The 24,684-nt window shown below is 67.7% G+C and carries 19 protein-coding genes; 10 read left to right on the top strand and 9 right to left on the bottom strand.

The window, feature by feature from the left end:
* Genes GZH52_RS10490 through GZH52_RS10480 form a run of 3 tightly spaced genes read left to right on the top strand, consistent with a single transcriptional unit; the run spans position 1 to position 3,004 of the window.
* Positions 1-177 (top strand): hypothetical protein, encoded by a 177-nt coding sequence (locus tag GZH52_RS10490; protein ID WP_163316423.1) that lies wholly within the window; start codon positions 1-3, stop codon positions 175-177.
* Positions 174-1,613: a sodium:solute symporter family transporter gene (locus GZH52_RS10485; RefSeq protein WP_163316422.1), complete on the top strand. Its 1,440-nt coding sequence runs from the start codon at positions 174-176 to the stop codon at positions 1,611-1,613. Before GZH52_RS10490 ends, GZH52_RS10485 begins: the two co-directional genes overlap by 4 nt.
* A complete protein-coding gene (locus GZH52_RS10480; RefSeq protein WP_163316421.1) occupies positions 1,610-3,004 on the top strand; it encodes an FAD-binding oxidoreductase in 1,395 nt (464 codons plus the stop codon). Before GZH52_RS10485 ends, GZH52_RS10480 begins: the two co-directional genes overlap by 4 nt.
* 59 nt (positions 3,005-3,063) lie before the next feature.
* Here the strand turns inward: GZH52_RS10480 and GZH52_RS10475 are convergent, their stop codons facing one another.
* Positions 3,064-4,953 carry a methyl-accepting chemotaxis protein gene (locus GZH52_RS10475; protein WP_163316420.1) on the bottom strand — a complete coding sequence of 630 codons (1,890 nt, stop codon included), beginning with the start codon at positions 4,951-4,953 and terminating at the stop codon, positions 3,064-3,066.
* A gap of 162 nt (positions 4,954-5,115) precedes the next feature.
* Between GZH52_RS10475 and GZH52_RS10470 the strand changes: the two genes are divergently transcribed.
* Positions 5,116-6,693, top strand: a complete 1,578-nt coding sequence (locus tag GZH52_RS10470; RefSeq protein ID WP_163316419.1) for a DUF389 domain-containing protein — start codon at positions 5,116-5,118, stop codon at positions 6,691-6,693.
* Between the two features lie 2 nt (positions 6,694-6,695).
* Here the strand turns inward: GZH52_RS10470 and GZH52_RS10465 are convergent, their stop codons facing one another.
* From GZH52_RS10465 to GZH52_RS10455, 3 genes are all read right to left on the bottom strand, one after another.
* Entirely contained in the window at positions 6,696-8,567 is a 1,872-nt protein-coding gene (locus GZH52_RS10465) for a methyl-accepting chemotaxis protein (protein WP_163316418.1), read from the bottom strand.
* Positions 8,568-8,799: 232 nt separating this feature from the next.
* Positions 8,800-10,665, bottom strand: coding sequence for a methyl-accepting chemotaxis protein (locus tag GZH52_RS10460; protein ID WP_163316417.1), 1,866 nt, complete (start codon positions 10,663-10,665; stop codon positions 8,800-8,802).
* Positions 10,666-10,961: 296 nt separating this feature from the next.
* The gene (locus GZH52_RS10455) at positions 10,962-12,587 is read right to left on the bottom strand and encodes a 3-(methylthio)propionyl-CoA ligase (RefSeq protein WP_163316416.1); all 1,626 of its coding nucleotides are present in this window, start codon (positions 12,585-12,587) and stop codon (positions 10,962-10,964) included.
* 231 nt (positions 12,588-12,818) lie between these two features.
* Here GZH52_RS10455 and GZH52_RS10450 point away from each other — a divergent pair, with 231 nt between their 5' ends.
* Entirely contained in the window at positions 12,819-13,415 is a 597-nt protein-coding gene (locus GZH52_RS10450) for an SCO family protein (protein WP_163316415.1), read from the top strand.
* A gap of 29 nt (positions 13,416-13,444) precedes the next feature.
* On the opposite strand, the gene GZH52_RS10445 is transcribed toward GZH52_RS10450, so the two are convergent.
* Positions 13,445-15,082 (bottom strand): methyl-accepting chemotaxis protein, encoded by a 1,638-nt coding sequence (locus GZH52_RS10445; RefSeq protein WP_163316414.1) that lies wholly within the window; start codon positions 15,080-15,082, stop codon positions 13,445-13,447.
* Between the two features lie 206 nt (positions 15,083-15,288).
* Here GZH52_RS10445 and GZH52_RS10440 point away from each other — a divergent pair, with 206 nt between their 5' ends.
* Entirely contained in the window at positions 15,289-17,253 is a 1,965-nt protein-coding gene (locus GZH52_RS10440; RefSeq protein ID WP_163316413.1) for a TonB-dependent copper receptor, read from the top strand.
* A 7-nt stretch (positions 17,254-17,260) separates the two neighbouring features.
* Here the strand turns inward: GZH52_RS10440 and GZH52_RS10435 are convergent, their stop codons facing one another.
* A complete protein-coding gene (locus tag GZH52_RS10435) occupies positions 17,261-17,497 on the bottom strand; it encodes a hypothetical protein (protein ID WP_163316412.1) in 237 nt (78 codons plus the stop codon).
* Between the two features lie 247 nt (positions 17,498-17,744).
* Here GZH52_RS10435 and GZH52_RS10430 point away from each other — a divergent pair, with 247 nt between their 5' ends.
* The 4 genes from GZH52_RS10430 to GZH52_RS10415 are packed head-to-tail and all read left to right on the top strand — an operon-like array spanning position 17,745 to position 21,314.
* Positions 17,745-18,407 (top strand): thermostable hemolysin, encoded by a 663-nt coding sequence (locus GZH52_RS10430; RefSeq protein ID WP_163316411.1) that lies wholly within the window; start codon positions 17,745-17,747, stop codon positions 18,405-18,407.
* A complete protein-coding gene (locus GZH52_RS10425; protein WP_163316410.1) occupies positions 18,404-19,855 on the top strand; it encodes an AMP-binding protein in 1,452 nt (483 codons plus the stop codon). Before GZH52_RS10430 ends, GZH52_RS10425 begins: the two co-directional genes overlap by 4 nt.
* Positions 19,852-20,532 carry an iron-containing redox enzyme family protein gene (locus GZH52_RS10420; RefSeq protein WP_163316409.1) on the top strand — a complete coding sequence of 227 codons (681 nt, stop codon included), beginning with the start codon at positions 19,852-19,854 and terminating at the stop codon, positions 20,530-20,532. Before GZH52_RS10425 ends, GZH52_RS10420 begins: the two co-directional genes overlap by 4 nt.
* Positions 20,529-21,314, top strand: coding sequence for an SDR family oxidoreductase (locus GZH52_RS10415; protein ID WP_163316408.1), 786 nt, complete (start codon positions 20,529-20,531; stop codon positions 21,312-21,314). The genes GZH52_RS10420 and GZH52_RS10415 overlap by 4 nt, the downstream gene beginning before the upstream one ends.
* A 55-nt stretch (positions 21,315-21,369) precedes the next feature.
* On the opposite strand, the gene GZH52_RS10410 is transcribed toward GZH52_RS10415, so the two are convergent.
* The 3 genes from GZH52_RS10410 to GZH52_RS10400 all read right to left on the bottom strand — a co-directional run bounded on the left by GZH52_RS10410 (position 21,370) and on the right by GZH52_RS10400 (position 24,380).
* Complete coding sequence (locus GZH52_RS10410; RefSeq protein WP_163316407.1) at positions 21,370-22,731, bottom strand: ATP-binding protein; 1,362 nt, start codon at positions 22,729-22,731, stop codon at positions 21,370-21,372.
* Positions 22,728-23,390 (bottom strand): winged helix-turn-helix domain-containing protein, encoded by a 663-nt coding sequence (locus GZH52_RS10405; RefSeq protein ID WP_163316406.1) that lies wholly within the window; start codon positions 23,388-23,390, stop codon positions 22,728-22,730. Before GZH52_RS10405 ends, GZH52_RS10410 begins: the two co-directional genes overlap by 4 nt.
* Positions 23,391-23,669: 279 nt before the next feature.
* Entirely contained in the window at positions 23,670-24,380 is a 711-nt protein-coding gene (locus tag GZH52_RS10400) for a phosphatase PAP2 family protein (RefSeq protein WP_163316405.1), read from the bottom strand.
* Positions 24,381-24,684: the final 304 nt, after the last annotated feature.

The raw sequence follows: 24,684 nt of genomic DNA, 5'->3' as shown, positions 1-24,684 counted from the left end.
ATGTTCCGTCTGTTTGCGACCGCCGCCGTGCCGGCGCTCTACTACCTGTTGCTCGCGCTCCAGCCGGGCTGGCTCGCCGCGCGTGCCGGTGCCTGGCCCGTTTCGGTACTGCTGGCACTGACCGCATTCGCGCTGTTGTTGTTGCTGGCCCTGTGGCCGGCAAGGGCGGCGCGATGAGCCCGGCGCTGGCGTTCTTCATTCCCTTCGCGCTGGCCACGCTCGCGCTCAGCCACTGGGCAGCGCGGCGTACTGGCGCCGCAGGCGCGTTCTTCAGCGCCGGCGGCCGCGTCGGCAGTGCACTCGGCGGCTTCGCGCTGGCCGGCGACTACCTGTCGGCTGCGGCCTTCCTCGGCGCGGCCGGCCTCTACTACCAGGCCGGCTACGACTCGCTCGCCTACGCGGTCGGTACGCTGGCCGGCTGGCCGCTGATGACGCAACTGATCGCCGGCCGGATGCGCGAAGAAGGCGTGTTCGGCGTCGGCGAGCTGCTCGCCAAACGCTTCGGCGACGCCGCGCCGCGCAAACTCGCCGCGGGCGTGTCGCTCACCATCTCGCTGTTTTATCTTGTCGTGCAACTGGTCGGCGCGGGCAAGCTGCTCGGCCTGCTATTCGGTTTCGACTACACCCTCGCCGTGCTGCTGGTGACGCTGCTCACCCTCGCCTACGTCGCCGGCGGCGGCATGCTCTCCACCACCTGGGTACAGGCGATCAAGGCGTTGCTGCTGGTCGGCTGCGCCCTGGTGCTCGCCACACTGACCATGGCGCGCTTCGACTGGCAGATCGGTGGGCTGTTCGACGCGGCCGCCGCCGCGCGCGGCGAGGCGGTGTTCCTGCCGTCGAAGGCGCTTGCTTCGCCGCTGGAACTGATGTCGTTGGGGCTGGGGCTGACGCTCGGCCTGCTCGGCCTGCCGCACGTGCTGATGCGCTTTTACTGCGCACCGGACGCGCGGCGTGCGCAGGGCGCGGCGCGGGTGGCGACCCTGCTGATCGCTCTGGTGTTTTCGCTGAATTTCATCGACGGCTTCGGCGCGCTGGCGCTGCTGCCCGGCCACGCCGAATTCTTCGCTGAGGACGGCACACTCAAGGGCGGCAGCAATATGGCCGCGCTGCACCTCGCGCAACTGCTGGGCGGCCCGCTGTTCGCGGGTTTTGTCGCCGCGGTCGCCTTCGCGACCATCCTCGCAGTGGTGGCCGGGCTGACGCTGTCGGCGACGGCGACACTGACCCGCGAGCTTCTACCCGGGCGCGGCCTCGCCTTCGTGCGCGGCTGCGCGCTGACGCTTGCGCTCGCCGCCGCAGCGGTGTCGATCGCCTTCCAGCAGCAGAACATCGCGGTGCTGCTGGGCTTCGCCTTCGCGCTGGCCGCGTCGGCCAACTTCCCGGTGCTGCTGCTCGCGCTGTACTGGCCGGGCCTGAGCGCGACAGGCGCCGCCGCGACGCTCGCCACCGGCCTTGCCGCGTCGCTCATGCTGATCGTCGCCGGCCCCGGCGTATGGGTCGCGGTGTTCGGTTTTGACGCGCCGCTGCAACCCTTGGCCAACCCGGCGCTCGTTTCGGTGCCGCTCGCGTTTGCCGCCGCGGCCCTCGCCTCGCGCTCAAAGGAAACCCCATGAACGACACCGAACTCTTCGCGCGGCTGGCCGATATCGTCGGCCCTGCGCAGGTGCTGACCGACGCGGCAGACACCGCCGCCTGCCTCACCGACTGGCGCGGCCGCTACCACGGCGCGTGCCGCGCGCTGGTGCGCCCCGGCTCGACCGCCGAAGTGTCCGCCCTGCTCGCGCTGTGCCACGCCGAAAACATCCCGGTGGTGCCGCAAGGCGGCAACACCTCGACCTGCGGCGCGGCGACGCCGATGGCCGACGGGCGCGCGCTGCTGCTCTCGCTCGCCAGGCTCGCCCGCGTGCGCGAAGTCGACACCGCCAACGACACCCTCACCGTCGAGGCCGGGCTGACCCTCGCCGCCGTGCAGCAGGCGGCGGCCGAGGCGGGCCGCTTGTTTCCGCTGTCGCTCGCGTCCGAAGGCAGTTGCCAGATCGGCGGCAACCTCTCCACCAACGCCGGCGGCCTCGCCGTGCTGCGCTACGGCACCATGCGCGAGCTGACGCTGGGGCTGGAGGTGGTGCTCGCCGACGGGCGGGTGATGGACCTGCTCTGCGGCCTGCGCAAGGACACCAGCGGGCTAGACATCAAGCAGCTCTTTATCGGCGCCGAAGGCCAGCTAGGGGTCATCACCGCCGCCACGCTCAGGCTGTTCCCGCGCCCGAGCGCGCGCGCCACCGCCTGGCTGGGCGTCGCCGACAGCCAGCAGGCGATCGGCTACCTGTCGCTGCTCAAGGCGCGCTTCGGCGACAGGCTGACCGCGTTCGAGCTGATCGAGGAAGGTTGCCAGCGGCTGCTGGAGAAACACGGCCACACGCTGCCCTTTATCGCACCGTGGGCGCTGTTGATCGAACTGTCCGACAGCGGCGACGAGGCTTTGCTCACCGACGCCTTCGTGGATTGGCTCACCGAGCAGGACATGGTCGACGGGGTGATCGCGCAGAGCGAGGCCGAGCGGCTGGCGCTGTGGCGGCTGCGCGAGGACATCTCGGAAGTGCAGAGGCTGGAGGGTGCGAGCATCAAGCACGACATCGGCGTGCCGGCCTCGCTGATCCCCGCCTTTATAACCGCCTGCGGCGCCGAGCTCGCCGCAACCTTCCCCGGCTGCCGCGTCGCCTGCTTCGGCCACGCCGGCGACGGCAACCTGCACTACAACGTCAGCCACACCCGGCCGGATAACGCCGCGCTGTTCGACGACGAGGCGGCAGTCAACGAGATCGTCTACCGGCATGTCGCCGCCTGCCACGGCAGCATCGCCGCCGAGCACGGCGTCGGCCAGCTCAAGGGACAATGGCTTGCCCGCTACAAGGACCCGGTCGCGCTGGAAACCATGCGCGCGCTCAAGCGCACGCTAGACCCGAAGGGGCTGATGAACCCCGGCAAGTGGCTGACGCCGCTCTAAGAAACAGACGGATCAGGAGAGCGCGGGGCCGCCCCTAACGGGCGGCCCCGGTAGCCGGTTCACACGCGGAACTTGCCGAAGCGGCTGTCCATCTGCCCGGCAAGCGAGGAGAGCCGTGCCAGCGTCGCGTTGATGTCCTGCAAGGCGCCCTCGTTGGCGACGATGCGGCTGTTGATCGCCTCGGTGCTGCGGGCAATCTCGCCGGAGGCGTGATGCTGTTCGCTGGTCGAGCCGGAAATCTCGCTCATGCGCTGCAAGAGCTGGCGCATCGACGCCCGCACGCTCTGGATGCGCGCGGCCGCCTCGTCGGTACGCGCGGAGCTGTCGCCGACTACGCTGACCGTCCCCTGCACGTCGTCGGCAGCGCGGCGCGCCTCCTCGCGGATGGCGCCGACCTTGCTGCTGATTTCCTGCGTCGCGCTGGCCGTACGCTCGGCAAGCTTCCTCACCTCGTCGGCGACCACCGCGAAGCCGCGGCCCTGCTCGCCGGCGCGCGCCGCCTCGATCGCCGCGTTCAGCGCCAAGAGGTTGGTCTGGTCGGCGATGTCGCGGATCACGCCGGTGATGCCGGAAATTTCCTGCGAGCGGCGGTCGAGCACGCCCAGCATCGCCTCGAGGCTGCGCACCGAGCCCAGCGTGTTTTCCATGTCGCCGGCGAGCGCGTGGATATCGTCGGCGCAGCACTCCAGCGCCTGCCCGGTCGACTTGACGAGCGAATCGGCCTCTCCGGCGCCGGCGGCGACCTGCGAGATGCTCGCGCCCAGTTGCTCAAGCGTCGAGGTATTGGCCGCCGACGCCGCTGCCATCTGGCTGGCGCCGGACGCCACCTCGCCGACCCGGCTGCTGGCGCTGGCCACGCCGCCGACCACCTGCGCCGCCTCGGCACGCAGCTGGACGAACAGTTCGCCCAGTTGCGCGGTGAAACGGTTGAACGCCTGCGCGGTCTGGCTGATCTCGTCGTTGCCGTCGGCCGCGAGCTTGCGCGTCAGGTCCGCCTCGCCGCCGGCCATCTCGACCATCGCGTCGCGCAAGCGGGTCAGGCCGGCGAGCATCCGCCCCTGCACCAGCCCGGACAGCGGCAGCATCAACAGGAACGCGCCGGCGGTCATGGCGGCCAGCGTCATGAACAGCGCTTCAAGCGGCGCGAGCACCAGCGCCTTTTCGCTGAGCACCACGATGTACCAGCCCAGGCCGTCGACCTTGGCGACCGACGCGAGCATCGCCTTGCCGCCGACCGCCACCTCGGTCAGTTCCCTGCTGGCGCTGGCGGCTTGCATGGCCGCGCCGTCCAGCGCGGGGACCAGCGTGGTCAGCGGCTTGGTCTGCATGGACTTGTCCGGTGCGCTGATCAGATGGCCCTTGCTGTCGACCAGCAGGCTGAAGCCGTTGCCGCCGACCGGCAGCGAGGCGAGCGTGCGCGCAAGCTCAGTCATCGAGATGTCGCCGGCGAGCACGCCGCCATTGCTGCCTGGCAGCGGCACCGCGGCGGTGATCACGATCGCCTTGGTGTCGGCGTCGACATAGGGGTCGGTCATCACCAGCTTGCCGGCCGAACGGGCCTGCTGGTACCAGCCGCGGCTGGTCACCGCGTAATCCGCCGGCGGCACCCAGCCCGACGCGAATTGCGCGCTGTTGTCGGCGAAGCCGGTGTACAGGTCGATGAAGCGCCCTTCCTGCATGCCCTGCGTCAGGAACCACTGCGGGTCGCGCCCCAGCGTGTTGATTTCGTTGTCGTAGCGTTGCGAGCGGCCCAGCAGCACGCTCTGCTTGTCGCGCGCCCAGTCGCCGATCAGGATGGTCTGTCCCTTGAGCGTGGTGAACTGCTCGCTGGCGATGCCCTGCAGCGCCATGCTGCGGACCTGCATGAAGACGATGGCAAACAGCAGCATGGCAAACAGCGCCAGCAGCAGCGCGTTGACGCCGATCAGGCGCGCCTTGAGTGTACGCATGGAATTCCCCTCTGTATGGTCGGCGCCTCGATCGGACGCTTGGCGCGCATTATGTATTTGATACGCATTCCATGCAATTTGATTGTCATTGCATGTTGACCATGAAAATGCATAAGAATTGATCCACAATAACCCATCGATGTCAGCAAAGTGGAGTCGGCCATGGCGGTGCGCAGCCTGTTCGGGACAATCGTCGACGAGTGGTGGGGGCGGCACAAGGCGCACGTCGACCGCGCCGCGGTCGAGCGGGCAATGCAGGAGAACGGCGAGCTGACGCCGGCCTTCGTGTTCCTGGTGTTCGTCTCGTGCGCGATCGCGACGCTGGGGCTGCTGCTCGACTCGGCCGCCGTGGTGATCGGCGCGATGCTGATCGCGCCCCTGATGGGGCCGATCAACCTTTTGGGCTACGCGATCGCCAAGACCGACCCGGTCAGCGGGCGGCGCGCCGGCGTCGCGCTCGCCTTCGGCGTCGCGGCGGCGCTGGTGACCAGCTACAGCATCGTCACCATCTCGCCGTTCATCCCGCCGACCGCGCAGATTCTCGCGCGCACCAACCCGAACTTCTTCGACCTGTTGGTCGCCGTGTTCTCCGGGCTGGTCGCCGGCTTCTCGATCATCCGCGCACAAGGCGGCACCTTCGCCGGCGTCGCCATCGCCACCGCGCTGATGCCGCCTCTGGCAACCAGCGGCTACGGCTGGGCCAACGCGTCGTGGGAGATCTTCTCCGGCGCCTTCCTCTTGTTCCTGACCAATATGCTGGCGATCGCCTTCTCGGTCGCCGGCGTGTCGCTATGGTACGGTTTCGGCAAATGGCCGCGCGCCGCCGACTTCGCGTGGCGCGGCGCGGTGGGGGCGCTGGTGCTCGCGCTGTTGTCCATCCCCCTGGTGCGCACGCTGGACAGCTCGGTCAACCAGGCGATCCTGTCGCGCCAGGTGCAGGACATCGTCAGCAACACGCTGCCGGCCGACACCCGCATCCAGCAGTTGACGGTGCAGCAGACGCCGGGGGACACCGCGCCGCGCATCCAACTGATCGTGCTCACCCGCCACTTCGACGAGGCGCTGCCCAAAAAGCTGGAGGCGGTGCTGGATGCGCGCTTCGGCCGCGCGACAGCGCTTTCGGTCGACCAGCTGGTCGCCAATACCGACACCGCGCGCAGCGACCGGGCGCTCACCCAGCAGGTCGCGGCCTTGCTGCGCAGCCAGGCGCAAGGCAGCAGCATGCGCGCCAGCGTCGACGCGCTGCTGCCGGCCCGGGTGTCCGGGCTGATCCAGGACGAGGCCGCGCGCACGCTGACCGTCTACCTGCTGCCGGACGCGGCGCCTTCCCTGCCGGCCCTGCAGGAGGCCGAGCGGCAGCTCGCGGCCAAATTCGCGGGCTACCGGGTCCGCGTGGTGCCGCCGGTGTCGGCGCTGCCGCCGCTCCTGTTCGACGCGGATGCAGACTCGCTGTCGGCCGACGCGTCGCGCCAGTTCGACGCCAGCGTCTGGGCGCTCAAGCGCTGGGGCGTCACCCGGGTAGTCATCACCGCGCACGCGAGCCTGAACGAGGCCGGCGGCACCACCCGCACGCTCGCCGAGGCGCGCGCACGCAATATCGGCAAGCTGCTCGCCGCGCAGGACATCGTCGCCCAAAACAATACCGCCTACCCGGTAACCGGGCAGGCGGCGCTAGAAAGGGAGGCCGGAGCGGCGGCGCTGCGCAGCGTCTACCTGACGCTGGGGCCGACCGCACCGTAAGGCTAGAAGCGGAAGCGGCCGAACTCGGCGTCCATGCGGCGAGCCGCAGTGTCCAGTTCGCCGAGCGTCGTGCTGATGCCCTGCAGGCTGCAATCGTTCTCCTGCACCTGGCCGTTGATCTGCTCGGTGCTCTGCGCGATCTGCGTGGTCGCCACCTGCTGCTCGCTGGTCGAGTGGCTGATCTCGCCCATCTTGGCGACCACCTCGCCCATTGCGCGGCGGATGCGCTCGATCTGGGCCGCCGCCTCGCGGGTGACGGCAACGCCGCCTTCGACTGACGCTACGGTACGGTTGACGTCGCCCACCGCCTGCGCGGTCTCCTCGCGGATGGTCGAGACCATGCCGGCGATCTCTTGCGTCGCCTGCGCGGTGCGCTCGGCGAGCTTTCTCACCTCGTCGGCGACCACCGCGAAGCCGCGGCCCTGTTCGCCGGCACGCGCCGCCTCGATCGCGGCGTTCAGCGCCAGCAGGTTGGTCTGGTCGGCGATGTCGCGGATCACGTCGGTGATGCCGGAAATCTCCTGCGAACGGGTGCCCAGCACGCCCAGCACGTCCTCCAGCGCACGTACCGTCCCTGCCGTGCCTTCCATGTCGACACACAGGCTGCGCATCCCCTGTGCGCTCGCCTCCAGTTCGCCTTGAGTGCTGCGCACCAGAGTATCGGCCTGCTGCGCGCCGTCGGCGATCTGCGCGATGCTGACGGTAATCTCCTCCAGCGTCGCCGCATTGGTACTTGAGGCATCCGCCAGCGCGCGTGCGCCCCCGGCCACCCCGCCGACCAGACGGCTGGCTCCGCCGACACCGGTCGCGACCTGGCCGGCCCCCGCGCGCAGGCTCTGCAGCAACTCGCGCAAACTGGCGACAAAGGCATTAAAGGCTGCGGAAGTCTGGGCGATTTCGTCACGACCCTTCACCGGCAAGGCGTGCGAGAGGTCGTTGGTCCTGGCGATGTCTCGCATCGCATCCTGTAAGACAGACAAGCCACCCAGCATGCGGCTGATCACGACGGAACCTGTGGCCAGCAACACCAGCAGGAGGGCTCCGATCACGCCACCGAAGGTGTAGCTGAGGCGGCTGATCGGGGCATATAGCTGTGCCTCGTCCATGGCCAGGCCGACCATCCACTCACTACCCGCCACGGACTGTATGCCGATCACCTTGCGCTCCCCGCCGATTTCAAACACCTGCGTAGTCCGGTTTTCGGCCAATTGCTGCAGACGTTCGACATCCAGACCTGCGGCAAGCTCTTCAAGCTTCTTGCCGGCATGCCCAGCCTCGGGGTAAGCAATCAGGGTTCCGTCCCGGCTTACCAAAAAGGAAAAGCCGTCCGCCCTGAGCGGCCTTGCTTGCAACTGCTTGACCAGGGCGTCGATGAACACGTCACCTGCGACCACGCCCCCTCCCGCGACAGGTGTTGCGACAGTCACGATCATCCTCTTGGTACGCGCGTCGGTGAACGGCGTGGTCACCACCGGCTTGCCAGCCGAGCGCGCAGCCTTGAACCATGCGCGTTCAGTGCCGACAAAATCAGGAGTCGGGATCCAGCCGGACGCAAACACCGAACGGTTATCCGGATAGATCAGGAAGATATCGGCAAAATTGCTGCTACTGGTCACCAACCTGACACGAACTGGCGTTTCCGGGTCTTCCTCAGCTGGCGCAAGCTCGGCGAGAGCCTGCAGCGCACGCTTTCGCTCGTCTAGCCAATTTCCCACCAGCCCGGCCTCGCCCTCTGCGATCGACGCGATCTCGCCGGCGGCCGCCTCCATCATCGCCTCGCGCATCTGCGTGTACGACACCCAGTACAACCCTCCTGCCAGCGTAACCAGCAGCAGCACGCTGACGGCCAGCAACTTGTACTTCAACGATTGCATTCACTGCTCCTCGATGGTGCGAATCATGCCAGCAAGCTGGCCACACAATTCCGATTGATTAAATTAAGTTCATAAATAAGCGCTTAATCATAATGAGTAATTAATGGACATACCTTGGCCTGCATCAAAAATAGATTTCACGCGGTATCTTACATGCCGTCACCCTGACACTCGCGCACAAAAAAGCCCGTCCACAAAGGGACGGGCTGCCTGCAGTGCATGCGTTCAGGAACTAGAAGCGGAAGCGGCCGAACTCGGCGTCCATGCGGCGGGCGGCGGTGTCGAGGCTGGTCAGCGCGCTGCTGACGTCCTGCAGCCGGCTGTCGTTCTCCAGCACCTGGCCGTTGATCTGCTCGGTGCTCTGGGCGATCTGGGTGGTCGCCACCTGCTGCTCGCTGGTCGAGTGGCTGATTTCGCCCATCTTGGCGACCACCTCGCCCATCGCGCGGCGGATGCGCTCGATCTGGGTCGCCGCCTCGCGGCTCACGGCGACGCCGCCTTCGACCGACGCTACGGTGCGGTTGACGTCGCCCACCGCCTGCGCGGTCTCGTCGCGGATGGTCGAGACCATGCCGGCGATCTGCTGCGTCGCCTGCGCGGTGCGCTCGGCGAGCTTCCTCACCTCGTCGGCGACCACCGCGAAGCCGCGGCCCTGTTCGCCGGCACGCGCCGCCTCGATCGCTGCGTTCAGCGCCAGCAGGTTGGTCTGGTCGGCGATATCGCGGATCACGTCGGTGATGCCGGAAATCTCCTGCGAACGGGTGCCCAACACGCCCAGCATGTTCTCCAGCGCGCGCACCGACCCTGCCGTGCCTTCCATGTTCTCGCACAGCCGGCGGATGCCTTGCGCGCTCTCTTCCAGCTCGCCGCGCGTGGTGCACACCAGCTGGTCGGCCTGCTGCGCGCCGTCGGCGATCTGCGCGATGCTGACGGTAATCTGTTCGAGCGTCGCCGCGTTGGCGCTGGAGACGTCCGACAACGAACGCGAGCCGGCCGCCACTTCGCTGACCAGGCGGCTGGAGTCGGCCACGCCGCCGGCGACCTGCCCCGCTTCGCCGCGCAGGCTGCCGAACAGGGAACGCAGGCCGGCGACAAAGGTATTAAACGCGCGAGCGGTCTCGGCGATCTCGTCCCGCCCCTTGACCGGCAGCGCACGGGTGAGGTCGGCGTCGCCCTGCGAGATGTCGCGCATCGCGTCGCGCAGCACCAGCAGCCCGCCCAGCATGCGGCCGATCACCAGCGAGCCGACAATCAGGAGGACGGCGAGGATGGCGGCGCTGGTCGCGGCAAGCGTATAGCCCAGGCGGGAGACCGGCGCGTTGAGCTCGGCCTCGTCCATCGCGACGCCGACCAGCCAGTCGCTGCCCGGCACCGCCTTCACGCCGACCGCCATGCTGCGCTCGCCGAACTTGAACACCACCGGCTCATGTTCGCTGGCCAGCTGCTGCAGGCGCTCTGCACTCAGGCCGCTTGCCACGCTCTCCAGCTTCTTGCCGGCGAGTTCCGCCTGCGGGTGCGCGATCAGCGTGCCGTCCCTGCCGACCAGGAAGGCGAAACCATCGGCGCGGATCTCGCGCGCCTGCAACTGCTTGACCAGCGCGTCGATGAAGACGTCGCCACCGACGACCCCGCCATCCGGGAGCGGCGCCGCGACGGTCACCATCATCCGCCCGCTTTCACCGTCGACATAAGGCGTGGTCACCACCGGCTTGCCGGCGGCGCGCGCGGCCTTGAACCAGTCGCGGGTACTCGCCTGGTAGTCTGCCGGCGGTACCCACTCGTCGGAAAACAACACGCGCCCGTCGCCGTAAGCGGCGTAGGTCACGTAGAAGTCGCCGCTCTTGGCAAGCAGCTGGAACTTGGACAGCGGCGCCTCTGCCGCGGCGGCACCGGCCAGCGCCGCCACCACGCGCTGCCGCTCCTGCAGCCAGTTGCCGACCAGCTCGGCCTCGCCGTCGACCGTCGAGGTGATTTCACCGTCGGCCGCGGCGACCATCGCCTCACGCATCTGGGAATACGACACCCCATACAAGGTAGCCGCCAGCGTGACCAGCAACAGCACGCTGACCGCCAGCAATTTGTGCTTGAGTGAATGCATTTTTCGCCTTTTGGTTGAGATAGCCCGCTTCTTTTTTATAAGAAAATCATGTAGATATATTCTAATCGGGATACATTCTACTCAAAACAAAACTTCAGGCAAAAAAAATCCCCTGCGGGGTTACCGGCAGGGGCCAACACGAGGAAGAAACATCTTGCCGGCGGACCGGCCGGATGCTTCGAGGGGCTAACACCACAAAAACCAGAGGGTTTCTGTGCGGATCATACTTTAGCGCGATTGCTCTATTTTCTCAAGCGAACATCATGACTTCGCTTCCGCACAGCCCGGCCAGTGTCTTACCACTGGTAATCCTTGAACATTTCACGCAGCTTCAGCTTCTGCAGCTTGCCGGTCGCGGTATGCGGCAGCTCGTCGACGAAGGCGACGTCGTCCGGCGTCCACCACTTGGCGATCTTGCCTTCGAAGAAGCCGATCAGCTCTTCGCGGGTCGCGCTCGCGCCTTCCTTCAATACCACCACCATCAGCGGGCGCTCGTCCCATTTCGGGTGGACGATGCCGATCGCGGCGGCTTCGTGCACGGCCGGGTGGCCTACCATGATGTTTTCCAGTTCGATCGAGCTGATCCACTCGCCGCCGGACTTGATCACGTCCTTGGTGCGGTCGGTGATCTTCATGTAGCCGTCGGTGTCGATGTTCACCACGTCGCCGGTATTGAACCAGCCGTCGGCGGTGTGGCTGTCGTCCAGGTCGCGGCCGTAATACTGCGACAGCACCCACGACCCCTTGACCTGCAGGTTGCCGAAGGCCTTGCCGTCGTGCGGCAGCGGCTGGCCTTCATCGTCGACGATGCGGATCTGCACGCCGTAGATCGGGCGGCCCTGCTTGGTCTGCAGGTGGCGCAGCGTCGGGGTATCGCAGCCGTTGTGCTTGAACTTGGGCGTGCTGGTGGTGCCGCACGGCGACAGCTCAGTCATGCCCCACAACTGGCGCACTTCGGCGCCGTGCTCGGCCAGCTGGTCGATCATCGACTCCGGCGCGGCCGAGCCGCCGATGATCACGCGCTTGAGCGGGTGGATCTTCAGGTGGTTACGCTGGCAATGCTGCAACAGCATCATCCATACCGTCGGCACGCCGGCGGCCATGGTCACGCCCTCTTCCTCGATCAGCTCGTACAGGTTGACGCCGTCCATCTTCGGCCCCGGCAACACCAGCTTGGCACCGTTCATGGTGCAGCTGTACGGCAGGCCCCAGCCGTTCACGTGGAACATCGGCACCACCGGCATCACCGCGCTTTGCGCCGAGATGTCGAGGCTGTCCGGCAAGGAGCTGGCGAACGCGTGCAGCACGGTCGAGCGGTGCGAGTACAGCACGCCCTTGGGGTTGCCGGTGGTACCCGAGGTGTAGCACAGGCTGGACGCGGTGTTCTCGTCGAACTGCGGCCAGGACAGCTGGTCGCTATGGCTGTTGACCAGGTCTTCGTAGCAGATCAGGTTCGGGATGCTGGTCTCGCGCGGCATGTTGGCGCGGTCGGTCATCAGCACGAAATGGCGGACGGTCTTCAGTTCGCCGACGATCTGCTCGACCTGCGGCAGGAAGGAGAGCTCGAAGAACAGCACCTGGTCTTCGGCGTGGTTGATGATGTAGCTGATCTGCTCGGCGAACAGGCGCGGGTTGACGGTGTGGCAGACGGCGCCGGAGCCGGAGACCGCGTAGTAGATCTCGTAGTGGCGGTAGCCGTTCCAGGCAAGCGTACCCACGCGCTCGCCCATCGACACCTGCAAGTCCTTCAGCGCGTTGGCGAGCTGGCGCGAACGCTTGGCCGCGTCGCGGTAGGTGTAGCGGTGGATCGGGCCTTCGACCGTGCGCGACACGATCTCGCTGTCGCCGTGGTAGGTCTCGGCGTGCTTGAGCAGGTCCGAAATCAGCAGAGGCATGTCCATCATCTGGCCGCGCAACATCATCTTGTTTTCCCCTTTGGCGTTCTGTTTGCTGCAACGCCACAAGACTAATCACGGCTGAGTGTTTGCTCCAATCACATTTTCTGATGACATCGTCAAAGTTTGGCTGATAACCCTGCACCACGACGGGGCACCATGCACCGCGGCAGAGCCCCCTGCGACCATATGTCGCGCCGCCATGCCATAGCGCTGGCTTATCATCGATGCCTTGACCCCATTCCCCACTTGAACACCATGTTGCGTTTCCTGATCGCCTGCTCGCTCGCCCTCATGCTGGCCGCCTGCCAGCCCTCCGCGCCCGCCGCACTGCCCTTCAAGGGCAGCGATGTCAGCCAGGAGCAGATCGGCGGCGACTTCACCCTCACCCGCCACGACGGCACGGCGGTCTCGCTCGCCGACTACCAGGGCAAGGTAGTCGCGCTGTTCTTCGGCTACACCCACTGCCCGGATATCTGCCCGACGACGATGCTCGAATACGCCGGCGCGATGAAAACGCTGGGCGCCGACGCCGACGCGGTGCAGGTGCTATTCGTCTCGGTCGACCCCGGCCGCGACACGCCCGAGGTGCTCGCAGGCTACGTGCCGCACTTCGACCGCCGCTTCGCCGGGCTGACCGGCGACAAGACGGCGCTTACCGACGTGGCCCGCCGCTACCGCGTGGTGTCGACCGTGCAGCCGACCGAAGGCGGCGGCTACCTGGTCGACCACAGCGCCGGCTCCTACCTGCTCGACACAGCAGGGCGCGTGCGCGCGTACGAGCCTTACGGCACGCCGTCGGCCACCCTCGCGCACGACATCCGCCTGCTGCTGGCGGAGCCGCGCAAGCCCTAGCGCGCTCGCGACCGGCTTCGGGCTGGCGCTTAAACGCTGAAGCGCGCCAGCGCCGCGTGCATGCGCTCGGCCGCGCTGCTCACCTCGCCCGCCGCGCCGGCCACCTGACGGACGACCCGGCTGTTTTCCTCGGCCGCCTGCGCGACCGTCTCGACCTTCTGCGCGATCGCCTGGTTGGCGGCGCTTTGCTCGGACAGCGCAAGGCTGATCCCCTCGACCTGCTCGAGGATCTGCTCGGCGTTGCCGTGCACCTCGCCGATCGCGTCTTGCGCCTCGCGCGCGCGCGCGACGCTCTGCGTGACTTGACCGACCGTCTTCTGCATCGATGCGACCGCCTGCTGCGTGCCGCTGCTCACTTCGCCGAGCAGGCCGCTGATCTCGCCGGTCGACAGGCTGGTGCGCTCGGCCAGTTTCCTCACCTCGTCAGCGACCACCGCGAAACCGCGCCCCTGCTCGCCGGCGCGTGCCGCCTCGATCGCCGCGTTCAGCGCCAACAGGTTGGTCTGGTCGGCGATGTCGCGGATCACCTGCACCACCGAAGAAATCTTCTGCGCCTGCTCGTTCAGCAGTTCCACCTCGGCCGCGCCGGCCTCGACGCTGCCGGCGACCTCGCCGATCTGGCCGACCGTCTGCCTGACCACCGCCTCGCCGTTGCCCGCGCCCTCGCGCGCCTTCCGGGTCTGCAGGTTCGCCTGCTGCGCGTTGTCGGTAATCTGCTGCACCGCGACCATCATCTGCTCGACGGTCGCAGCCATCGCCACCGACGCCTGGCTGGACTGCTCGGACACGGCCGCCACCTGCGTCGCCGACGCAGACACCTCGGCGGCAAGCTTGCGGAAGCCGGCCACCTCGCCGCCCAAGTCGCGGAAGGTTACCGCCAGGCTGTCCAGCAGGCCGTTGAAGGCATGCGCCATGCGGCCGACCTCGTCATTGTGCGCAACCTTGACCCGCTGCCGAAAGTCGCCGCGCAGGCTGGCCGCCTCGATCACCTGCCCAACCGCCTCCAGCGGGGCAGCCACCGAGCGCACGTTAAGGAAGGTGTACAGCAGGCCGCCGGCCACGCTCGCGAGCAGCAAGCCCGAGAGCAGCAGCAGCGTGCGCTCGTAATCTGCCTGCGCGGCAGCACGCGCCTCGGCGGCCACCCGCGCCTGCAGCAACACCAGTTCGCCGAGTACCTGCAAGGCCTCGTCCGCCCTGCGGTCGTAATCGACCTGCAGGGCTTCGAGCGTAGCCAGTTCCGTCCCCGGCTGTCGCGCGCCGGCACGCAGCTTCTCCAGCACCGGCAGACGCGCCTGGGTCAGCGCCTCGTACCGTTTGACCAGCCCCGCCTCCTCGTCGGTCAAGCGGGTCGCCGTGTATTTTTTCCACAACTCGGCGTTCTCGCCGAGCGACTTGCCGATCTCGGCGTCAACACCCGCGATCGCGGCGAAATTCCCCCGCTCGTACTCGTCCAGCACGATGTAGGACTTGACCAGCATCTGCTCGAGGTTGCCCCGGATCTCCCCCAGATCGACCAGCGGCACGGTACGGTCCTCGTACACGCTCGCCAGCGCCTGGTTGGCGTCCTTCAACGCCAGCAGGCCCAATACCCCGGCGAGCAGCATGGCCGCGAGCAAGACCAGCGATTGCCCGTAGAGCCTGGCGCTGATGGAAAGGCTTTTTCTCATTTCGACACCTCGTTTGATTTGCGCAATGCAGCAAAATCAATTCTGTCATAAAAATGACATACAAATTATGTGGATAACACCCGCTGCACCAGAGTGTTGCATTGCTGCACCAGGATGAAGCATGCCCCTGCGACATTCGGTCGCATTCCCACAGGATGCAAAGGGCATTAATGTGGCGGCCGATCCCATCACCCTACGGAGCCTTGATGTCCTGCCGCCCGCTCGCCCTGCTGCCGCTCGCCCTCGCCCTTTCTTCCGCGTGGGCGGCCGACCCTGCCGCCGTGCTGCTTGACGAGATCGTCGTCACCGGCGCCCGCACCGTCAGTCCGCTCGTCGTCACCGCCGACCCGCAGGCGCCGCGCCGTCCGGTTGCCGCCGCCGACGCGGCCGACTTCCTGAAGACCATCCCCGGCATGAGCAGTATCCGCAAGGGTGGTGCGTCGTCCGACCCGCTGCTGCGCGGCCTGGGCGGCTCGCGCCTGGCGGTGCAGGCCGATGGCCACTTCCTGTACGGCGGTTGCGGCGGGCGCATGGACCCGCCGACCGCGTACATCGTTCCTAGCGCGTACGACCTAGTCGAGGTCATCAAGGGTCCGCAGTCGGTCAAATACGGCATGGGGCTGGTCAGCGGCGCCGTCAATTTCGAACGCAAGACCGAACCGTTTGCTACGGCCGGCACCCGGCTGAACCTGTCGGCGACCGGCGGCAGCTTCGACCGCAACGACGCGTGGCTGGACGCGACCGTCGGCAGCCAACTGGGTTATCTGCGCGCGATCGGCACCCAGGCGCACGGCGGCGACTACAAGGACGGCAACGGGGAGAAGGTGCATTCGGCGTTCGACCGCCACAGCGCGACCGCGATCGCCGGCTTCACGCCGGACGCCGACACCACCATCGAGCTGTCCGCCGACCGCAGCCGCGGCGAGGCTGCGTACGCCGACCGTTCGATGGACGGCAGCGTCTTCGACCGCGACGCGTGGGGGATCAAGGCCGAGCGGCGCAATCTCGCGCCGTGGCTGACTGCGCTGCGCGCCGAATACGGCCACAGCTACGTCGATCACGTGATGGACAACTTCAGCCTGCGTCCGCAACCGGGCATGAAGATGCTGAGCAATCCCGACCGCACCACCGACAGCGCGCGCGTCGCCGCCGACCTCAAGCTCGCCAGTGCCGAACTGACCGTCGGCGCCGACTGGCTGCAGGACGACCATACCTTCCGCGGCGGCGTCGATTACGCCAGCAAGCCGCGCTCACCCGACCAGAGCTTCGACAGCGCCGGCGTGTTCGCCGAGGGCAAGCTGCCGCTGACCGGCAGCGAACAACTGGTCGCCGGCCTGCGCCACGACCGGGTCGACGCGCGCTACGACACGGGCTTCGGCAACGCTGCCTTGCGCAATAGCGAGCAGCGCTACCACCTGACCTCGGGCTTTATCCGGCTGGAAAGCAAGCAGGGCGCGTGGACGCCTTATGTCGGCCTGGGCCTCGCCCAGCGCGCGCCGGACTTCTGGGAACGTGCCAAGCAAGGCGGCGCCAGCCTTAAGAAGGAGGGCAATACCGAGCTCGACTTCGGCACGCTGTACAGGAACGGCGCGCTTGAAGCGTCCGTCTCCGGCTACCTGTCACGCGTCGAGAACTTCATCCTGATCAGCTCGGCGCAGCCCGGCGGCTCGGTGGGAGGAAGCTCTGGCAGCGCGCGCAACGTCGACGCCCGCCGCGCAGGCTTCGAGGCCGACGCCAACTGGCGCTTCGCGCCGAACTGGCACGCTGGCGCCACGCTCGCCTACGCGTGGGGCGAGAACCGCACCGACGGCAAGGCCCTCGCGCAGACGCCGCCGCTGGAAGGCCTGCTGACGCTGGGCTGGGAAAACGACAGGCTGGCGCTGGCTGCCCATGTGCGCGGCGTCGCCCGCCAGGGCCGGGCCGCACCGGGGCAGGGCAATATCGTCGGCACCGACCTGGGCGAGACCGGCGGCTTCGCGACGGTGGGGCTGAAGGCCGCCTACCGGCTGAACGACGCCCTCCTGCTGTCGGCCGGCGTCGACAACCTGTTCGACCGCGCCTACGCCGAGCACCTGAGCAAGGCCGGCGCGATGGTCACCGGCTACCAGCAGACCCTGCAGGTGAACGAGCCCGGCCGCACGCTGTGGCTGCAGGTGCAGGGCCGCTGGTAAGCCCGCCCTAACGGCGGCGACGCTGCCAGATCAGATAGAGCACGACCACCGCGGCGACGCCAATCAGCGGCGCGCCGAACCAGCTCCACGCGCCCTCCGGCTGCGACCAGAACGCCGGCGCCGACGCACCCACGTCGGCGCCGGCGATCACATGCGTGTTCTCGACCACGTCCGACGCCGCCGCGGCGAATGCCCTGGCCGTCGTGAGACAGGCCAGCGCGCCCCACCAGAAATTGCGTGCCATCGTCTTCTCCCTGTGTAGCAGTGAATCACTACAGCCTATGCATCCGGCAGCGTCCGCGCCCGGCACGCGCAAAAAAAATGGCCCTGCATCTATGCAGGGCCCAGCACCTTGGATAGGTACAGCTTGCCGCAAACGGCCGGCGGGCACCATGCGACCGATTGTCGCAGGCAGCCAGCAGGCCATCCCTTAAGCATCGCTTAAGCTGCGGGATCTACGCTCTGGTCATGATCCTGACGCGGAGTTCCGCATGAGCGCCCTACCCGTCTGTACGCCGACCTCGGCGAGCCGCCTGACCCGCCGCGACGACGCATCCTACGCGCTGCTGTCCGGCTTTGTCGCAGCGACCTTCGAGCGCCACTACGACGCCCGCCCCGACCACTTCCTACCCTGGCTGATCGGCGAGTTCGACGGCGACACGCCGCACGCGGTGCTGGGCCTGCGCGCGGCAGAGACCGGTGCGCTCTACCTCGAGCATTACCTGGCACAACCCGCCGAGCAGGTGCTCGCCGGCGCGCTCGGCCGTCCGGTCGCCCGCCAGGAAATCACCGAAATCGGCAACCTCGCCGCGCACGGCCGCCACGCGCAGGGACTGATCCGCACGCTGGTCGCCACCCTCGCCGCCGCTGGCCGCCCCTACGTGATGTTCACCGCCAGCGCGCGGCTGAACCGGCTGCTCACGCATATGGGCCTGCACACCCGGGCGCTGCTGCCGGCCGACCCCGCGCGCTTGCCACCCGACCAGCAACAACGCTGGGGCCGCTATTACGACGAAGCGCCGCAGGTGACGCTGGGGCTGATCACCCCTTCCTACGCACAACTGGCCCGCCAGCACGCCGCCGATGCCGACTGGTTCGCCCGCGTAGAAGCGGCGCAGGCCTTCGCCCGTTGCCTGAAGGCTGGTGCACGATGAAGACGCCGCTATGGGACGCACTCGCTGCCTCGTTCGAGCGCCACGCTGACAGGGTGCTGGTCGACGATGGCGTACGCGCGCTCACCGGTGAGGCGCTCGCGCATGAAGTCGCCCGTGCGGCGGCGGCGCTGAGCGGCTGCCGGGTGGTCGCGCTCGCCGCCGACAACGGCAGCGACTGGGCGGTGGCCGACCTCGCCGCGCTCGCCTGCGGCGCCAGCCTGCTGCCGCTGCCGCTCTTTTTCAGCCCCGCGCAGCGCGCGCACGCACTCCTTGATGCCGGCGCCGACACGCTGCTGCGCCCCTGCCGGCCGGGCGAAACGCCGTTGCCCGGCTGCCTGTCGCTGACGCTGGAACGGCTCGCGCCCACCGCCGCTGCCCGCTGCCCGGCCAGCACCGCCAAGCTCACCTACACCTCGGGCACCACCGGGTCGCCCAAGGGGGTGTGCCTCGAGCAAGGCCTGCTGCTGGCCACCGCCAACGCACTGGCGGAGGCGACCGGCGGCGGGGCGCTCACCAGTCACCTCGCCCTGCTGCCCTTGTCCACCCTGCTCGAGAACGTCGCCGGCCTCTATCGCGCGCTGCTGGTCGGCGCGCGCTGCGTGTTGCCCGCGCTCGCCGAAGTCGGCCTCACCGGCAGCAGCGGCCTGGATCGGCAGGCGCTGTGCGCGGCGATCAGCCGGCACGCGCCGGCGAGCGTCATCAGCGTGCCGCAAATCCTCACCGAGCTGGTCGCCGCCACGCAGGCAGGCTGGGTTCCGCCCGCGTCGCTGCAGTTTGTCGCCGTCGGCGGCGCGCGCGTCGCGCCGGCGCTGGTCGAGACGGCCCGCGCCGCGGCCCTGCCGGTGTACGAGGGCTACGGCCTGAGCGAATGCGGCTCGGTGGTCTGCCTGAATACCCCACACGCCGACCGCCCGGGCAGCGTCGGCCGGCCGCTGCCGCATGTGCGCACCCATATAGAAAACGGCGAGCTGGTGATCGAACTGCCCGCGCCGACCGGCTACCTGGGCGACGATGCAAGCTTCAGCCGCCGCGTCGCCAGCGGCGACCTGGTCCATGCCGACGCCGACGGTTTCGTCCACGTCGCCGGGCGGCGCAAGCATGTGCTGATCACCGCGTTCGGCCGCAACGTGTCGCCCGAGTGGGTTGAGAGCGAACTGTGCGCCGACGGACGCATCCGCCAGTGCGTGGTGCTCGGCGAGGGCGAGCCTGCGCTGTTTGCGCTGGCGTTCGCGCCGGGCGCCAGCGACGACGCGCTCGCCGAAACGCTCGCGCACGCCAACGCCGCGCTACCCGACTACGCGCGCGTCGCGCGCCTGATCCGCCTTGACGCGCCGCTGTTGCCCGGCGGCGAATTCATGACCGAAAACGGCCGGCCGCGCCGCGGCCGCATCGCCGAACACTGGGCCGGCGCGCCTGCGACCGGGCCCTGCCAAGGAGAACAAGGATGACCTTCCACCAAAGACTGATGGCCGAGACCGCCGACGCGCGCACATCGATGCTCACCGCCCCGCTGATCGGCGACGCACTCGCTGGGCGCATGGACGTGCCGAGCTACGCGGCCTACCTCACGCAGGCCTTCCACCATGTGAAGCACACGGTGCCGCTGCTGATGCAGACCGGCGCGCGCCTCTCTGACGAACAGGAGTGGCTGCGCGAGGCAATCGCCGAATATATCGAGGAAGAAACCGGCCACCACGAGTGGGTGCTGAACGACATCGCCGCCTGCGGCTACGACAAGGAAAAGGCGCGCCGCTCGCGGCCGAACCCCGAGACCGAGCTGATGGTCGCCTACGCGTGGGACCTGGTGAGCCGGGTCGACCCGGTCGGCTTCTTCGGCATGGTGCTGGTGCTCGAGGGTACCAGCGTCGGCGTCGCCAGCGCCGCCGCCGACGCGATCCAGCAGTCGACCGGCCTGCCCGACAGCGCGTTCAGCTACCTGCGCTCGCACGGCGCGCTCGACATGGAGCACATCGTGTTCTTCGAGCGGCTGATGAACCGCATCGACAGCCCGGCCGACCAAGCGCGCATCATCCATTCGGCGCGCATGTTCTACCGCCTGTTCGGCGACACCTTGCGCTCGGTCGACCCCGTACAGGCTTGCGCGCTGGAAAGGGAATTCGCATGAGCGCCCGCACCTTCGTCGTCACCGGCGCCAGCGGCGGCATCGGCGGCGCGATCGCCGAGGCGCTGGCCGCACGCGGCCACCGGCTGGTACTGGCCGGCCGCGACGGCGCGCGCCTGGCAGCCCTCGCGAAAAAACTGCCCGCGTCGGCCGACGCGGTATGGGTCGCCAGCGACCTGACCCGCGCAGACGGCCGCGCGGCGCTGGTAACGGCCTGCGCCGACGCCGGCGGCGTCGACGGGCTCGTCAACGTCGCCGGCGTCGGCTGCTTCGCCGCGTTCGAGCGGATGGACGAGAACGCGATCGCGGACGTCGTCACCGCCAACCTGACCGCGACCATGCAGCTGACCCGCGCGCTGCTGCCGCAACTGCTGGCCAAGCGCGGCGCCGACCTCGTCAATATCGGCTCGACCTTCGGCAGCCTCGCCTTCCCCGGCCACGCGGTCTACTCGGCGAGCAAGTTCGGCATCTACGGCTTCAGCGAGGCGCTGCGCCGCGAGTTCGCCGACCGCGGTCTCTGCGTGCACTACCTCGCGCCACGCGCGACCGACACCGCGCTCAACAGCGCCGAAGTCAACGCGCTGAACGGCGCGATGGGCAACCACAGCGACAGCCCGGCTGTCGTCGCGCAGGCGGTGCTCGCCGCACTGGATGCGGGCCGCAGCGGCCGCCATTACCTGGGCTGGCCGGAGAAGCTGTTCGCCCGCCTCAACCTCGCCTGCCCGGCGCTCATCGACAAGGCGCTCGCCGGCAAGCTCGCGCTGATCCGCCGCCACCTGCCCTGACCTGAAATGCGAACGGCCGGCGCGCTGCGCCGGCCGTTGTGCTGCCCCCTCCTAATCAAACACGCACGATGCGCGCAGCCAACCCGCCTTCGGCGCGGTTTTCAAGCAGTAGCCTCAGCCCGTGCAACTGGGCGACCCGCTCGACAATCGACAGCCCCAGCCCGCTGCCGGTCTCGGTCTGGCCGGCCGGCCGGAAAAAACGCTCGCGGATACGCGGCAACAGCTCGGGCGCGATGCCCGGCCCGTTGTCGAGCACGCTGACCGCGTCCGGCGCGAGCACAAGCTCGACTTCGCCGCCCTCCGCCTGGCTGTAGCGCACCGCGTTGTCGGCGAGGTTGCGCAGCATCAGCGCGAGCAGCGTCTCGTCGCCCGTCAGCGGCAAGGCATGCGCCGCGTCGCCACTCACCGTGAGACACACGCCGCGCGCAGCGGCGAACGGCGCGGCGTCCGTCTTCACCTGCGCGGCCACCCGCGCCCAGTCGACGGCTTGCGCGTCGGCCGGCCCGGACAGCGGGTCGAGCCGGGTCAGCGCGAGCAGCTGGTTGACGAGGCGCGTCGCGCGGTCGATGCCGGCGTCCAGTTGCGACAGCGCGCGCGCGCGGTCGGCGTCTGGCAAGGGCAACGCGGCAACCTCGGCCTGTACCTTGAGCGCGGCCAGCGGCGTGCGCAACTCGTGCGCGGCATCCGCCGTGAAGCGGCGCTCGCGGGTCAGCGTATCGGCCATGCGCCCGGTCAGCGCGTTGATCGCGTCGAGCATCGGCTGCACCTCGGACGGCAGCGTCGCCTGCAAAGGCGTCGCGTCGTCCAGCCGACGCGCGCGCAACTGGCCGGCCAGCCGGCCCAGCGGCGAGAGCCGGCGGCTGAGCGTCAGCCAGACGGCCAGCAGCAGCAGCGGCAGCGCGACCAGCCACGGCAACAACTGCGCGGCGAGCACTTCGCTGGCCACCTCGTCGCGGAACTCGAGCGCCTGGCCGACCACCGCAGTGCGGTGGCCGTCGGGCAAGGCCAGGTACAACACCCGCCACGGCTCGCCGTCCAGGCGGGCGTCGTAAAAGCCGTACCGGCCATCCGGCGGCGGCAGCCGGTGCTTGCCACCGTCGGCGAACAGCGGCTCGCCGTCTTCGCTCCACACCGCAAACGACAGCGCGTCGTCCTCCAGGCTGCCGCGCCGCGCCTTGGGCAGCGACTTGGGCAACAGCTCGCGCCCCTGCGGCAGGCGCGCGCTGTCGTCGTCGAAGTCGTGCAGGTCGGCGGCGAGCAGCTGGCGGGCGAACTGCATCTGCTGGGTGTCGAACAGCTCGTCGATCTCGTGACGCACCTGCCACCACGCGATGCCGGCGCTCAAGCCCCACAACAGGGTGACCGCCAGCGCGACCGTCAGCATCACCTGCACGCGCAGGCTGCGCACCCGCCTCATCCCGGTTCTCCCAGCGTGTAGCCGACGCCGCGCACGGTACGGATCAGCGCGCTGCCCAGCTTCTTGCGCAGGTGGTGCACGTGCACTTCAACCGTGTTGCTCTCGACGTCGCGGCTCCAGCCGTACAACTTCTCTTCGATCAGCTCCTTGGTCAGCACCCGGCCGCGGCTCGCCATCAGAAGCTCGAGCAGCTCGAACTCGCGCGCGGTCAATTCGACCGCCTGCCCTGTGAGCGTCACCTTGCGCGCGACCGGATCGAGGCAGATTTCGCCGACGCTCATGGTCGGCGACGCCTGGCCGTGGTGGCGGCGGATCAGCGCGCGCAGGCGCGCAGCGACCTCGGCCAGCGCAAACGGCTTGGCAAGATAATCGTCAGCACCGGCGTCCAGGCCCCCCACCCGGTCGGCGAGCGCATCGCGCGCGGTCAGCACAAGCACGGGCTCGCTGCGCCCGGCGCGCCGCCAGGCCGCGAGCACATCCAGCCCGTCGGCGCCGGGCAGGCCCAAATCGAGCACCACCGCGTCGTACGCCGCAGCCGACAGCGCCTGCTGCGCCTCACGCCCGTCGCGGAACCAGTCCACGTTGAACCCCAGTGCCCTGAGGCCTGTCTGCAGTCCGTCCCCGATCAGCGCGTCGTCTTCCGCCAGCAATATCCGCATCCCTTGTCCTCCTTGTCCTTTGGCGAGCTTACCGCACGGCACGCGAACCGCGCTTGCTTCAGGGCAAGACAGGTGGCAGCCATGCGCAACAGCCTGCTATTGGAACAGGTTCGGATTAAACAGAGCTTAAGATAGGCAATGGCGCACGGCCGCCACAACAGGCAGCGTCTCTTCAGACAAGATCCTCCTTCGGCGGGCACAGCGAAAACCGGAGGAACAGACAAGACCAAGCAACCCTGCCGTTTGGCGGAAAGGCTGAGGTTACCTGCCGGGCAACGCTCAGTGCCCGAGGCTCTTGAACAACGCGCTCGCGACCAAGCGCAGGCTGTCGAACATTTCTGCAATCTCGAACAGCAGGAAAAACCCGGCCGTGTAGAAAAACTTCGGGATTGCTCGCTCAATGGCGAGCAGTGGTTTGACCATGCGGCCTTGTGGATCTAGCTTGGCGTACAAGACAATGGACAACAAACCCACCAGCGCACCGGCCAATAAATCAGACGGGTAGTGCATGCCAAAATAAAAGCGGGGAAAACAGACAAACAGGATCGAATGAATAAACGCCCAAATGCCAAGTAACGGTGATACCCGAAAAAGGGTGGCCGCCAATGCAAATGCCAGTCCGGCATGATCGCTTGGAAAAGAACTCCACGTCCGCATCGCACCGACCATGTCGGTGACAAAGTGAAGGTCAGGGTTGGTATAGGGTCGCGTCCGGAACGGCAAGGCCGTCGCCATGATGCGGGTCAGGAACAACGCGGCCAACCCAACCAGTATCCCCGCCAGTATTTTCCTGCGCCCAGACTCGCCAGTCGCGCCGGCAAACCACACCCAGCAGATGGCCAAGACAATAGGCAAGAACTTGATGATCGGGGCGTTCATCGCCCAAGCCAGAAAATGGTCGAACTGCGGACTCCGATGCATATAGGTGTTGATGAAAACCACCATGCGATCGTCCAACTCGGCAATTGAAGCCAACATCGCGTTTGCCATGACCACCTCCGAGGTAAATTATATTTATCGTTGCCTGCGGACCACGGCGAGTCCTTGCTTGAATGTTATTGCACTAGCCAGAGAGTACAAGGAAAGATGCATTACCCAATCCTGCATAATCTAAAAACCAACGCACATTCAAATACTTGGCTGTTTTTCCACCCCCTAGCAAGACTAAGAGCCGCTAACAAAACCATATTGATGCCACGGGAGCGAGCCCCCATCTGGCTGGCATGAAGCGAAGTATTGTCAGCCAGAAGCTTTGGAAATCATTGCAGCCACTGCTGCCGGTCGTGCCCCGTTC

Source organism: Crenobacter caeni, from assembly GCF_010435965.1.
GTDB classification, from domain to species: domain Bacteria; phylum Pseudomonadota; class Gammaproteobacteria; order Burkholderiales; family Chromobacteriaceae; genus Craterilacuibacter; species Craterilacuibacter caeni.
The sequence above is the reverse complement of the archived record's forward strand: the minus strand, read 5'-3'. Positions and strand labels throughout refer to the sequence as shown.

Excerpts from the sequence above, each read along its gene's own strand:
- GZH52_RS10490 (WP_163316423.1), top strand. The coding sequence starts at position 1 with ATGTTCCGTCTGTTTGCGACCGCCGCCGTGCCGGCGCTCTACTACCTG.
- GZH52_RS10485 (WP_163316422.1), top strand. The coding sequence starts at position 174 with ATGAGCCCGGCGCTGGCGTTCTTCATTCCCTTCGCGCTGGCCACGCTC.
- GZH52_RS10480 (WP_163316421.1), top strand. The coding sequence starts at position 1,610 with ATGAACGACACCGAACTCTTCGCGCGGCTGGCCGATATCGTCGGCCCT.
- GZH52_RS10475 (WP_163316420.1), bottom strand. The coding sequence starts at position 4,953 with ATGCGTACACTCAAGGCGCGCCTGATCGGCGTCAACGCGCTGCTGCTG.
- GZH52_RS10470 (WP_163316419.1), top strand. The coding sequence starts at position 5,116 with ATGGCGGTGCGCAGCCTGTTCGGGACAATCGTCGACGAGTGGTGGGGG.
- GZH52_RS10465 (WP_163316418.1), bottom strand. The coding sequence starts at position 8,567 with ATGCAATCGTTGAAGTACAAGTTGCTGGCCGTCAGCGTGCTGCTGCTG.
- GZH52_RS10460 (WP_163316417.1), bottom strand. The coding sequence starts at position 10,665 with ATGCATTCACTCAAGCACAAATTGCTGGCGGTCAGCGTGCTGTTGCTG.
- GZH52_RS10455 (WP_163316416.1), bottom strand. The coding sequence starts at position 12,587 with ATGATGTTGCGCGGCCAGATGATGGACATGCCTCTGCTGATTTCGGAC.
- GZH52_RS10450 (WP_163316415.1), top strand. The coding sequence starts at position 12,819 with ATGTTGCGTTTCCTGATCGCCTGCTCGCTCGCCCTCATGCTGGCCGCC.
- GZH52_RS10445 (WP_163316414.1), bottom strand. The coding sequence starts at position 15,082 with ATGAGAAAAAGCCTTTCCATCAGCGCCAGGCTCTACGGGCAATCGCTG.
- GZH52_RS10440 (WP_163316413.1), top strand. The coding sequence starts at position 15,289 with ATGTCCTGCCGCCCGCTCGCCCTGCTGCCGCTCGCCCTCGCCCTTTCT.
- GZH52_RS10435 (WP_163316412.1), bottom strand. The coding sequence starts at position 17,497 with ATGGCACGCAATTTCTGGTGGGGCGCGCTGGCCTGTCTCACGACGGCC.
- GZH52_RS10430 (WP_163316411.1), top strand. The coding sequence starts at position 17,745 with ATGAGCGCCCTACCCGTCTGTACGCCGACCTCGGCGAGCCGCCTGACC.
- GZH52_RS10425 (WP_163316410.1), top strand. The coding sequence starts at position 18,404 with ATGAAGACGCCGCTATGGGACGCACTCGCTGCCTCGTTCGAGCGCCAC.
- GZH52_RS10420 (WP_163316409.1), top strand. The coding sequence starts at position 19,852 with ATGACCTTCCACCAAAGACTGATGGCCGAGACCGCCGACGCGCGCACA.
- GZH52_RS10415 (WP_163316408.1), top strand. The coding sequence starts at position 20,529 with ATGAGCGCCCGCACCTTCGTCGTCACCGGCGCCAGCGGCGGCATCGGC.
- GZH52_RS10410 (WP_163316407.1), bottom strand. The coding sequence starts at position 22,731 with ATGAGGCGGGTGCGCAGCCTGCGCGTGCAGGTGATGCTGACGGTCGCG.
- GZH52_RS10405 (WP_163316406.1), bottom strand. The coding sequence starts at position 23,390 with ATGCGGATATTGCTGGCGGAAGACGACGCGCTGATCGGGGACGGACTG.
- GZH52_RS10400 (WP_163316405.1), bottom strand. The coding sequence starts at position 24,380 with ATGGCAAACGCGATGTTGGCTTCAATTGCCGAGTTGGACGATCGCATG.